Genomic DNA, 10,286 nt, shown 5'->3' on the forward strand with positions numbered 1-10,286 from the left:
GGCGGCCGGTCAGTCCTGGCCGAACGACTCGACCCGCATGACACTGGCGACGGCCCGCACCATGTCCAGGCCGCGCAGGTCCTCCACGGTACGGGCCAGCGCGGCGTCGGGGGCTCGGTGGCTGACGAGGACGAGCTGGGCGTCGTCCCCGAACCCCTCCTGCCGGACGTTCCTGATGGAGACCCCGTGGCCGGCGAAGACGTCGGCGACCCGGGCCAGCACGCCCGGCCGGTCGGCGACGTCCAGGGCCACGTGGTAGCGGGTGACGGTCTCGCCCATGGGGTGGACGGGCAGGCCGGTGTCGTGGGCGCCCTCGGCGACGTGGGTGCCGGCCAGCCGGTTGCGGGCCACCGCCACCAGGTCGCCGAGCACCGCGCTCGCGGTGGGCGCGCCGCCGGCGCCGGCCCCGTAGAACATCAGCCGGCCGGCCGACTCGGCCTCCACGAAGACGGCGTTGTAGGCCTCGTTGACCGTGGCGAGCGGATGCCGGCGGGGCAGCATCACGGGGTGCACCCGCACGCCCACGGAGGTGCCGTCGGCGGAGCGCTGGCAGATGGCCAGCAGTTTGACGACGCAGCCCATGGCCTTGGCGCTGGCGATGTCGGCCGCGGACACCTCGGTGATGCCCTCGCGGTGGACGTCGGCCGCGGTCACCCGGGTGTGGAACGCCAGGCGGGCGAGGATCGCGGCCTTCGCGGCGGCGTCGAAGCCCTCCACGTCAGCGGTCGGGTCGGCCTCGGCGTAGCCGAGGGACTGCGCCTCCTCCAGGGACTCCGCGAAGCCCGCGCCCCGGCTGTCCATCCGGTCGAGGATGTAGTTGGTGGTGCCGTTGACGATGCCCAGCACGCGGTGCACCCGGTCGCCGGCCAGCGAGTCGCGCAGCGGGCGCAGCAGGGGGATCGCGCCGGCCACGCTCGCCTCGTAGTAGACGTCGACGCCGGCGTCGCGGGCGGCGGCGTGGATCGTCGCGCCGTCCTCCGCCAGCAGCGCCTTGTTCGCCGTCACCACGGACTTGCCGCTCTTGATCGCGGCGAGGATGAGGGAGCGGGCGGGCTCGATGCCGCCGATGACCTCGACCACGAGGTCGATGTCGGGCCGGGTCACCAGGCCCATGGCGTCGGTGGTGAACAGCGCCGGATCCACCCCCGTGCCGCGGGCGCGCCCGAGCCGGCGCACCGCGATGCCTCCGATCTCCAGGGACGTTCCGACACGCGCCGCGAGTTCGGAGGACTGGTCGTTGATCAGCCGCACCACTTCCGAGCCGACTACACCGCAGCCCAGCAGCGCCACCTTGAGTGCCATCAGGGGGTGACTCCCACTTCTTCGCTCATACTTCGCTCCGTCTCCTCGCTCCGCGCCGGCCGCGCCGCGGGCCCGGCGGCCGCGAACGGGGGCACGCCGCCGCACCGCGCGCGGCGCCGGCCCCGCGGGGGCGGGACCGGACGGCGCGGACGACGGCCAGGGTCAGCCTACGTCCCGGCGCAGCAGGTCGTCCTCGGTCTCCCGGCGCACCAGCGTGCGGGCGGCGCCGTCGCGCACCGCGACCACGGCTGGACGGGCCAGGTGGTTGTAGTTGCTCGCCATGGAGTGGCAGTAGGCGCCGGTGGCGGCGACGGCCACGAGGTCGCCGGGCCGCAGGTCGCCCGGGAGGTACAGGTCGCGGACCAGCACGTCACCGCTCTCGCAGTGCTTGCCGACCAGGCGGGACAGCGTGGGCTCGGTGTCGCTGGCGCGCGAGGCGAGCACGCACGTGTAGTCGGCGCCGTACAGCGCGGTGCGGATGTTGTCGCTCATACCGCCGTCGACGCTGACATAGCTGCGGATGCCCTCGACGTCCTTGATCGTGCCGACCTCGTACAGCGTGACGCCGCACGGGCCGGCGATGGCGCGGCCGGGTTCGACGGCGATGCGCGGCATGGGCAGGCCGTGCGACTCGCACTCGCGCCGGACGATCCCGAGGAGGCGGTCCGCGATGACCTTGGGCTCCAGGGGCCGGTCGCCGGTGACGTAGGCGATGCCGAGGCCGCCGCCGAGGTCGAGTTCCCGCAGGGGGGTGCCGTGCTCGGCGTGCACCTCGGTGAGGAACTCGGCGAGCCGGCGGGCGGCGACCTCGAACCCGGCGGTGTCGAAGATCTGCGACCCGATGTGGGAGTGCAGGCCGACCAGGTCGAGGTGCGCGGAGGCCAGCGTGCGCCGGACCGCCTCGGCGGCCGCGCCGCTGCTCAGCGCCAGGCCGAACTTCTGGTCGTCGTGGGCGGTCGCGACGAACTCGTGGGTGTGCGCCTCGACGCCCGTGGTCACCCGGACGAGGACGTCGACGACGCGGCCGCGGTCGGCGGCGACGCGCTCCAGGCGGTCGATCTCATCGAACGAGTCCACGATGACGCGGCCGACCCCGACCTCGACGGCGCGGGCGAGCTCGGCCACCGACTTGTTGTTGCCGTGCAGGCCGATGCTCTGGGGCGGCACCCCCGCGGCGAGCGCGACAGCGAGTTCACCGCCGCTGCACACGTCGAGCTTGAGGCCCTCCTCGTGCACCCACCGCGCGACGGCCTTGGTGAGCAGCGCCTTGCCCGCGTAGTAGACGTCGGCGTCGGCGTCACCGAAGGCGAGGCGGTAGTCGCGGGCGCGGGCCCGGAAGTCGGCCTCGTCCAGCACGTACAGCGGGGTGCCGTACTCGCGCGCCAGTTCCGTCACACCGACGCCCCCGATCGTCAGCTCGCCGTCGGCCGCGCGCGCGGCCGAACGCGGCCACACGTCGGCGTCGAGCTCGGTGAGGTCGTGCGGCGGGATCGGCGGGTGCTCCTCCGGAAGCACGTCCGCGTGACGCGGTCCGGCGGGGTGGGCGTAACGGCTCATGTGCGCACACTCTCGAATCAGCGGGGCCGCGGGCCGCCGGGGGCGGCGACACGGCGTTGTCGGAGACGGAGTACCCGGGCGCGGCGGTCTGGGCGGCCTACAGCCTTGTGGGCGCCGCCACACCGAGCAGGGACAGCCCCGCCGCGAGCACCGCCGCGGCGGCGGCGCACAGCTCCGACCTCGCGGCGGCGTCGTCCCACCGCTCGGCACCGCGGCCCGCGGTGCCGGTGTCCTCTCCCGTGCTCGCCCCCCAGGTCTCCCGCCAGTCATGGTAGGCAGCGGCGAGCCCCTCCAGGTATCGCACCAGGATATGCGGTTCCCGGCGGCGCCCCGCGCCGGCCAGGTACCCCTGGCCGTCGAACAGCGTCCCGACGAGCGCGGCGGCGGCGGGCGCCGCGAGGACGGCCACGGCCGCCGGCCGGTCGGCGGCGGCCGGCGGGGCGTCCGCGGGCGCGCCGGCGGCGCGGGCGGCGTCGGCGATCCAGCTTCGGGACCGGACGGCGTGCGCGTGGGCGTAGCGGACCGCGAACGCGGGGTTGGCGTCGGTCTGGCGGGCCCAGGCGCCGGGCCGCTCCGGCGCGGGCAGCGCCGGCAGGCCGGGGCCGGTCAGCTCGCCGGGGCGCGGGTGCTCGGCGGCGGACCGGCAGAACGCGATCCGGGCGGCCGCCTCCCCGATCACGGCGATCAGCCGCTCGGGGTCGGAGCCGGTGGCCGCCTCCCGCCGCGGGTCCCGCCAGGTGATGTCGCCGGTGCCGGGGTCGGTCACGGCGGGCACCGGCCAGACCGGCGCCGCGTCCAGCACCGCACCCGCGCCCGGCGCCAGCGCGAGGGCGATCCGGCGCCGGGCGTCCGCCCGCGCGAGGCGCCGGGCCTCGGCGAGGTCGGCGGCCGCGTGCGGCGCGGACAGCGCGATGCGGGCCTCGGCGTCCCCCGGGCGCTCTGCGGTGGCGGCGTCCGCCGGGCGATGCCCGGTGGCGGCCTCCCGGCGATGCGCGCTGGTGGCGTCCGCCGGTGCGGGCGCGGGGGAGGCGGTTGCGCCCGCGGCGGCGTCCTGGTGTGCGGGCGCGGCGGTGCCGGTGCCGCGTCCGGCGGGTCCGCGCAGGTAGCGCATCCCGTGCGCGGCCGCCCGCACCGAGCGGGCGCGGGCCGTGTCCGCGACGACGAGGTTGACGAGGCCGGCGCCCTCGACCCGGGCGTCCAGCACCTCCGGCCGGGCCCGCAGCTCGGCCGCGAGAGCGGCGGCGACGGCCCGGGGAGCGCTTCCGGTGCCCCGCGCGAGCCGGAGGGCGAGCGCGGTGGCGTAGTCCCCGTGCCGGCCGGCGGGCACCCGGTAGGGCTCGGCCGCCGGCACCGCTTCGAGCGCCAGCCCCGCGGCGGCGGCCGCGGCCGACCGCAGCAGCGCCTCGACACCCGCCGGCGTGGCCCCCTCGTCCCGCCACACCCCGAGGACTGCGTCCACGCCTAGCCGGCCGACCCGACGCCGGCGAGGTCCCGCACGACCCTGATCAGCTCGGCCGGGTCGAACGGCTTCGTGAGGTAGGCGTCCACTCCGATCTCCCGGCCGCGCCGCAGGTCGTCCTCCTGCGCCCGCGCGGTGATGAGCACGACCTTCGCGCCGCGGCCGTGCCCCTCGCGCAGCCGCAACGCGGTGACCCAGCCGTCCAGCCGCGGCATCATGACGTCCAACGTGATGACGTCCGGCCCGACGTCCCCGACCCGGTCCAGGCAGTCCTGCCCGTCGACCGCGGTATGGACCTCGAAGCCCTCCAGTTGCAGGTTGACGGCGATCAACTGACGGATCACCTCGTCGTCGTCGACCACCAGTACCCGACCCAGCGCATCACCCACGGCCGCGAGACTAGCGCCCCGACCCCGCCGCCCGCTGCGATATCCCCACTCCGCCCACGACTGCGCAAGGCACCCGCCACCCCTGCTAGAGTTGTTCACGCGAAGCGCCCCCTTAGCTCAGGGGATAGAGCAACGGCCTCCGGAGCCGTGTGCGCAGGTTCGAATCCTGCAGGGGGCACCTCACGAGGAGCAGCGAAAGCCCGGCTGACCAGGCATGATGGCTTGGTGCCGGGTTTCGTCATGTAGGCAGCCATGTGCTGCCGGAAGCCGCCCGTTGCCAGCGTTCCCGGAATATACGCGGAATCGCTCCGAAGTCGCTGCGCCGGGGGATCGGGGAAATGGTCCGCGACGGGTCCTGACGGCGTCTACCCGCGCAGAAGGCGCAGGTCAAGGACGGGGTGGACGGAAGGCGCCACGAACCACAGCGGTGGGGTCATGGCCCCACCGGCCCGGCGGATGCCACGGCTCGGCTGGCCGGGGGACGCCCTACTCCGGGCGCCCCGGCAACGCCTTCGCGGGAGAACACCCGGAGATACCCGGCGGAGGGTCAGGAGGAGCCCCGGTTCGGGACGGCCTGGTTCGCCGCCACCGTCGGGGAAGCGGGCACGCCCACCGGGCGGTCTGACCCGGTCAGCGCAGCCGCCCGCGGGAGTCCGCGCTGGGTCACCAGCGGTCGTCGTCGTAGGAGCTCGACGGCTCCGGCCCGGGGGAGGAATCGTAGCCCGACGACACGTCGGAGCCGGACGAGGAACCACCATCAGAGGAGTCGTCCGGACCCGACGACGAGGAGGACGGCTCCGTGTACAGGTGGAGGTGCGACGCCGCCTGGCGGTCCGCCTCGGCCCTGCGGCGGCGCTCCTCCTGCTCTCGGCGACGCCGTTCATCGCGACGGGCCATCACTGCCGCCTCTCGTGGTGGGGTGCGGAGCACGGTCATGCTTCCCGACGGCGCGACCCGGCAAACCGCGTGCTGGCCAGCCCCCTGCCGAGGCCGGCCGCACCACCCGCGCGCTCCGCAAGCGGCTGTCGCCCCTCCACGAAGGCCAGGCCGAAAGTCTCCTACGCCCGGCTCACGTGTCCAGGTCCTGCCGCGGTTCCGGCCGCGCCGACTCCAGCACCTCGTCGAGTGCCTGGACGACGGCCTCGGGCTGCTCGTACGGGATCTGGTGGTCGGCCCGCTCGGCGACCACCAGCCGCCCCTGCGGGGACTGCGCGGCCAGCGCGTGGTGGTCGGCGTTCAGGTACTCCAGCTGGGCCCGGGGCATGCGCGGCCGCCTGCCCGCCGTGACGACGCGGAGGGGCACGGGCGGCAGCCCCGCTTCCCGCCGCACCTGGGCGGTCTCGTTCATGGCCTCCGGCATCCCGGCCAGGGTGGTGGCCAGCTCACGGAGCGACTGTGCGTCCTGGCCGCCGAAGAGCGCGCGCAGGCGCAGCAGCAGCGGCACCGCGCGGAACGACAGACGGCGGACCAGGGCCGAGCCCGGAGGGCTCCCGGCGGCGGTCGGGTCCACGAACACCAGCCCGGACACGTCCTCGGGATAACGGGCCGCGTAGACCTGGGTAACGAGCGCGCCGTAGGACCAGCCCAGGAACACCGCGGGCAGTTCCAGGCCCACCACCCGGAGAAGCCGGTGCAGGTCGTCAGCCATCCCGGTCACGGAAGCGGCCTGCACCCCACCGGACCGGCCGACACCGGCGCGGTCGTAGGTCACCACGGTGGCCCGCTCGGCCAGCGCCTGTTCCAGGACCTCTCCCCAGGCCCCCACGCCCTGGCCGGAGCCGCCGCCCTCAAGGACCACCGTCGGTCCCGCACCGACGATGCGTACGCAGAGCGCGTGGCCGCCCACGTCGACGGTCATCGCGGCCGGACCCTTGCTGTTGTCTTGGAGTTCGCTCACCATGGTGGTCAACTTACATTGACTTGGCCCGTGCGTCAATAAAAGTTGACGCACGGGGTGGCACCGTCCCCCTCTGGGTGCGCCCGCCGGACGGCCGGACACCGGGCCGGACCTGGCCGGTTCCCGACACGCACCGGGCCCGGCAACGGCCACTCGCTGGAAGACGCCATCTTCGCCGGAGCGGCGTCGAGGAGGACGACGGACACATCCGGCCCCAGTGGACCGAGACGCTGGCCGCGGGCGAGAGCCTCCCCATCAACGACGACTGGGACGAAGACGCCACCGTGTTCATCAGCGTCAACGTCAGAGGCGGAGGGGAAGCCGCACGGGAAACACCGCTCGCCTGACCCGCGGTGCCGCCGGACGGCACCACATCGAGGGCGGCGACCCGCCGCCGTGGTCCGGACGCCCGGCCGAGGCCGGGAGCGGCGGCGGCCGCGGGTACGGTCCACGGCCGGCGCCGGGCGGGGCGGTGTCGGTCCGGCGGGCTACCCTGACCCTGCTTGACGGGAGACGGGGGCACCATGGCCAGGTACGTCGCGCTGCTGCGCGGAATCAACGTCGGCGGGCACCGGAAGGTGCGGATGGCCGACCTGCGGGCACTGCTCGCGGGGCTCGGCCACACCCACGTCGCGACGTTGCTGCAGAGCGGGAACGCCGTGTTCACCGCGCCGGAGCGGCCAGCCACCGCGATCGGTGCCGACATCGAGGCGCGGATAGCCGCCGAGCTGGGCCTGACGGTCACCGTCATGGTGCGCACCAGCGCCGACCTGCGCCAGGTCGTGGAGCGGCTGCCGTTCGAGGTCCGCGACCCGGCCAAGTGCGCGGTGTCGTTCCTCAACACTCCCGTAGACCGGGACCGGCTGGCCGCCATGGACCACGCCGCCTTCGCCCCCGAGGAACTGGTGGCCGGGGAGCGCGAGCTGTACATGTACTTCCCGAACGGCCTCGGCCGCGCCAAGATGCCCGCCGTCCTCGGCCGGCACCTCGCGGCGCCCGGCACGGTGCGGAACTGGAACACCGTCACCAGGCTGCTGGCCCTGGCCGAGGGGGTGGACCACCGCCCGCCCACCGGCTGACCGCGCTCCCCCGCCGCCCCTCACCTGGAACGCACGACGCGGAATCCCACGTCATCGATCCGCAGGGACGGATGACTGCGCCGCCGCACCGAGGCCCGGCAGCTCCAGTGCTCATCGAACCACCCGCCGCTGCGGAGCACCCGGTACTCGCCGTACACCTCGGCGTCGTAGACGTCCCAGCACCAGTCCCAGACGTTGCCGAGCATGTCGTACAGCCCCCACGGATTGGGCCGACGGCCGCCAGCGTGACCGGGTACGCCGACATCGCACAGGGCGCCACCTCGACCGGCCAGCTATGCCGCGTCCGCCGGTCCGACAGGGTCACCCGGCCCGGTGGAACGGCGACCATCCCGATCCCGGCGCTGGCGTCCATGACCGGCCATCCTAGCGACGGCCAATTCCCACGACTCGGGCGCCGCCGGGCGAGACCACCTGGATGAAGACCGGACAGATGAACGCCGGACATGGGTCCGGCCCTGTCCCGGGGCGGTGGGGGTGGGACAGGGCCGGTGGCGTGGTGATCGGTGGGGCGGGGTCTCCGGCGTGTGCGGTTCTCGGATGCCGGTCTTGAGGGTTCTCTCATGCGGTCGCCTGGGGGTCGAGGTCGTCGTTCATCGCGGGAGTTCGGCCGGTCGTGGTGTCGAGGGTGAGGCAGAGGCAGCCGCGCCCGTCACCGCCGGAGATGTACATCCAGTAGCGGGTGAGTTCGTGGATGAGGTAGAGGCCGCGGCCGTGTTCGCTGAACGGGTCGGCCGCTCGTTCGCTGATGCGGGGGCGGTCGCCGGGTTTGAGGGGTCCTTGGTCTTCGACGTCGATGTAGAGGGACGCGCCGAGGGCGAGGGTGTACAGGCGCAGGATCACGGTGCCGCCGGGGTCGCCGGAGTGGGTGTGGCGCAGCGCGTTGGTGACCGCTTCGGAGACGCAGAGCTGGGCGGTGTCGACCAGGTCGGCGGTGTAGTGGCCGGTGAGGGTGCCGGTGGTGACGGCGCGGGCCTGGCGGACGCCGCTTGTGGTGCCGGGCAGGACGTGTTCGGTGTTGATCGCGAAGATCGGCGCGTTCGTCATGCGGCCACCGCCCTCAGGCGCGGCCGGTGCGGCCGGTGCGCCTGCCGGTCGGCCCAGGGGCGGGGCTGGGGCTGGGCGAACGCGGCGAGTTGGCGGGCGGCGGATGCGACGTCGTCGGCCGGGACCTGGGCGCCGGGCCAGAGGAACACCCAGCCGGTGGGGGATTGGGCGGCGACCACGGCGACGCGACGGCCGTGCGCGGCGACGTAGAGGATCGGCGCTTGTTCATGAGGGACCGAGAGCAAGGCTCGGACATCATGCCGTTGAAGTCGCTGGGCAAGGGATGTCAACAGATGCCGCTTTGCTTGTCGTGGGGCGAGCGATCGAATATCGGCCTTGAAATCGGACATACTGCACTCCTTTTACGGTCAGCCACTCGTGATTACGGTGAGTGATGTATCCTCCATATTGGAGGTTGACTCCCGAAGTTTCAACCCCGAAGTTGCAATCTGCTAAGTGACGCTAGGCTGACGTTCTGGTTAGCACTGCGCCGCACAACCAAGGAAGGGGTGCCTCAGTGACGAGTCTTCGAAGCCCCAGCGTCCGGCGTCGCCGTCTCGCCGCAGAACTCCGGAGGCTGAGGGAACAGGCCGGTTACACCGCCGAACAGGCATCGCTGAAGCTGGGGTGGAGCAAGGGTCGGCTCAACCGGTGGGAAGCTAACCAGTGGACGCGTCCCGACATCAGTGCTCTTCGTGACCTGCTCAATCTCTACAAGGTCTCGGGGCAGCACCAGGAAGCGCTTCTAGATCTCGCTCGGTCCTCACGCCAAAAGGGCTGGTGGACCGAGTATCGAGATGTCTTCGGTGAGGGAGCCTTCGTAGGCTTGGAAGCGGAGGCATCGACCATTCGGAGCTATCAGCCGGTGGTCATCCCCGGACTGCTGCAGACCGCCGCGTACGCGCAGGCGCTCATGGTCGGTGCCCGCATGTACGACGCGACCGAGGTGGAACGTCGAGTGCAGGCCAGGCTGGCTCGCCAGGCGGTTCTGCGTCAACGCGAGGACGCGCCTCAGTTCTGGGCCATCATCGAGGAAGCGGTGCTGTACCGGATGATCGGTGACTCCGGAGTCATGGCGGAGCAGTTGAAGGCTCTAGTTGACGCCAACGAGCAACCGAACGTCAACATTCAGATCATCTTGAACTCGTTCGGGGCGCACGCTGGCCTTGGCGGCCAGTTCGTCATCTTGGATTTCCCCAATGAGCAGGACTCTTCGGTCGTCTACCTTGACACACCGACCGAAAGACTCCTCCTGGAGAAGAGGGAGCAGATTGCCCGCTATAACCTGTTGTTTCAACATGTGAGCGGAGCAGCGATCTCGCCAAGCGAGTCAACGCTCTTCATGCGCGATCGGATCGAACAACTACGTTAATGAGGACAGATGCGTTGGCGGAAGAGTTCCTATAGCACCGCGCAAGGCGAAGACTGCGTCGAGTGCACGAGCGCCACCTGGTCCACCTCCAGCTACAGCAGCGGAAACGGGGCCTGCGTCGAATACGCCCACCTCTCCCCCGCCGTCGCCCTCCGCGACTCCAAGA

At 72.7% G+C, this 10,286-nt stretch carries 11 protein-coding genes, 1 tRNA gene and 1 pseudogene; 4 read left to right on the forward strand and 9 right to left on the reverse strand.

What is annotated here, in order from left to right:
* Positions 1 to 9 precede the first annotated feature (9 nt).
* The 4 genes from DEF28_RS23145 to DEF28_RS23160 form a co-directional block, all read right to left on the reverse strand.
* A complete protein-coding gene (locus DEF28_RS23145) occupies positions 10 to 1,302 on the reverse strand; it encodes a homoserine dehydrogenase (RefSeq protein WP_114397964.1) in 1,293 nt (430 codons plus the stop codon).
* Between the two features lie 162 nt (positions 1,303 to 1,464).
* Positions 1,465 to 2,859: a diaminopimelate decarboxylase gene (gene lysA / locus DEF28_RS23150; protein WP_114397963.1), complete on the reverse strand. Its 1,395-nt coding sequence runs from the start codon at positions 2,857 to 2,859 to the stop codon at positions 1,465 to 1,467.
* A 97-nt stretch (positions 2,860 to 2,956) separates the two neighbouring features.
* A complete protein-coding gene (locus DEF28_RS23155) occupies positions 2,957 to 4,318 on the reverse strand; it encodes a DALR anticodon-binding domain-containing protein (RefSeq protein WP_114397962.1) in 1,362 nt (453 codons plus the stop codon).
* A gap of 2 nt (positions 4,319 to 4,320) precedes the next feature.
* On the reverse strand, positions 4,321 to 4,707 hold the full coding sequence (locus DEF28_RS23160) for a response regulator transcription factor (RefSeq protein WP_233515495.1): 387 nt from the start codon (positions 4,705 to 4,707) through the stop codon (positions 4,321 to 4,323).
* A gap of 106 nt (positions 4,708 to 4,813) precedes the next feature.
* On the opposite strand from DEF28_RS23160, the gene DEF28_RS23165 reads away from it, so the two are divergent.
* Positions 4,814 to 4,885: transfer RNA gene (locus tag DEF28_RS23165), tRNA-Arg, on the forward strand.
* Between the two features lie 485 nt (positions 4,886 to 5,370).
* Here DEF28_RS23165 and DEF28_RS23170 read toward each other — a convergent pair.
* Positions 5,371 to 5,604, reverse strand: coding sequence for a hypothetical protein (locus tag DEF28_RS23170; protein ID WP_147280123.1), 234 nt, complete (start codon positions 5,602 to 5,604; stop codon positions 5,371 to 5,373).
* Between the two features lie 172 nt (positions 5,605 to 5,776).
* On the reverse strand, positions 5,777 to 6,607 hold the full coding sequence (locus DEF28_RS23175) for an alpha/beta fold hydrolase (protein ID WP_114397960.1): 831 nt from the start codon (positions 6,605 to 6,607) through the stop codon (positions 5,777 to 5,779).
* Between the two features lie 500 nt (positions 6,608 to 7,107).
* Between DEF28_RS23175 and DEF28_RS23180 the strand changes: the two genes are divergently transcribed.
* Positions 7,108 to 7,683: a DUF1697 domain-containing protein gene (locus DEF28_RS23180; RefSeq protein ID WP_233515496.1), complete on the forward strand. Its 576-nt coding sequence runs from the start codon at positions 7,108 to 7,110 to the stop codon at positions 7,681 to 7,683.
* Positions 7,684 to 7,703: 20 nt separating this feature from the next.
* Here DEF28_RS23180 and DEF28_RS28150 read toward each other — a convergent pair.
* The 3 genes and pseudogenes from DEF28_RS28150 to DEF28_RS23195 all read right to left on the reverse strand — a co-directional run.
* A pseudogene (locus DEF28_RS28150) lies at positions 7,704 to 7,925 on the reverse strand (formylglycine-generating enzyme family protein); the annotation flags it as partial.
* 337 nt (positions 7,926 to 8,262) lie between these two features.
* Positions 8,263 to 8,748, reverse strand: coding sequence for an ATP-binding protein (locus tag DEF28_RS23190; protein ID WP_114397958.1), 486 nt, complete (start codon positions 8,746 to 8,748; stop codon positions 8,263 to 8,265).
* Entirely contained in the window at positions 8,745 to 9,098 is a 354-nt protein-coding gene (locus DEF28_RS23195) for a hypothetical protein (RefSeq protein ID WP_147280122.1), read from the reverse strand. Before DEF28_RS23195 ends, DEF28_RS23190 begins: the two co-directional genes overlap by 4 nt.
* A gap of 167 nt (positions 9,099 to 9,265) precedes the next feature.
* Between DEF28_RS23195 and DEF28_RS23200 the strand changes: the two genes are divergently transcribed.
* Together DEF28_RS23200 and DEF28_RS29110 are read left to right on the forward strand one after the other, a co-directional pair.
* Positions 9,266 to 10,120: a helix-turn-helix domain-containing protein gene (locus DEF28_RS23200; RefSeq protein WP_114397956.1), complete on the forward strand. Its 855-nt coding sequence runs from the start codon at positions 9,266 to 9,268 to the stop codon at positions 10,118 to 10,120.
* A 9-nt stretch (positions 10,121 to 10,129) separates the two neighbouring features.
* On the forward strand, positions 10,130 to 10,286 hold a 157-nt coding region (locus DEF28_RS29110), incomplete at its 3' end, for a DUF397 domain-containing protein (RefSeq protein WP_147281088.1).

It is taken from the genome of Marinitenerispora sediminis (assembly GCF_003336425.1).
Taxonomy (GTDB): Bacteria; Actinomycetota; Actinomycetes; order Streptosporangiales; family Streptosporangiaceae; genus Marinitenerispora; species Marinitenerispora sediminis.

Bases quoted from the DNA above. Each gene is read 5' to 3' on its own strand.
- DEF28_RS23145 (WP_114397964.1), bottom strand. From the start codon at position 1,302: ATGGCACTCAAGGTGGCGCTGCTGGGCTGCGGTGTAGTCGGCTCGGAA.
- lysA (WP_114397963.1), bottom strand. From the start codon at position 2,859: ATGAGCCGTTACGCCCACCCCGCCGGACCGCGTCACGCGGACGTGCTT.
- DEF28_RS23170 (WP_147280123.1), bottom strand. From the start codon at position 5,604: ATGGCCCGTCGCGATGAACGGCGTCGCCGAGAGCAGGAGGAGCGCCGC.
- DEF28_RS23175 (WP_114397960.1), bottom strand. From the start codon at position 6,607: ATGGTGAGCGAACTCCAAGACAACAGCAAGGGTCCGGCCGCGATGACC.
- DEF28_RS23190 (WP_114397958.1), bottom strand. From the start codon at position 8,748: ATGACGAACGCGCCGATCTTCGCGATCAACACCGAACACGTCCTGCCC.
- DEF28_RS23195 (WP_147280122.1), bottom strand. From the start codon at position 9,098: ATGTCCGATTTCAAGGCCGATATTCGATCGCTCGCCCCACGACAAGCA.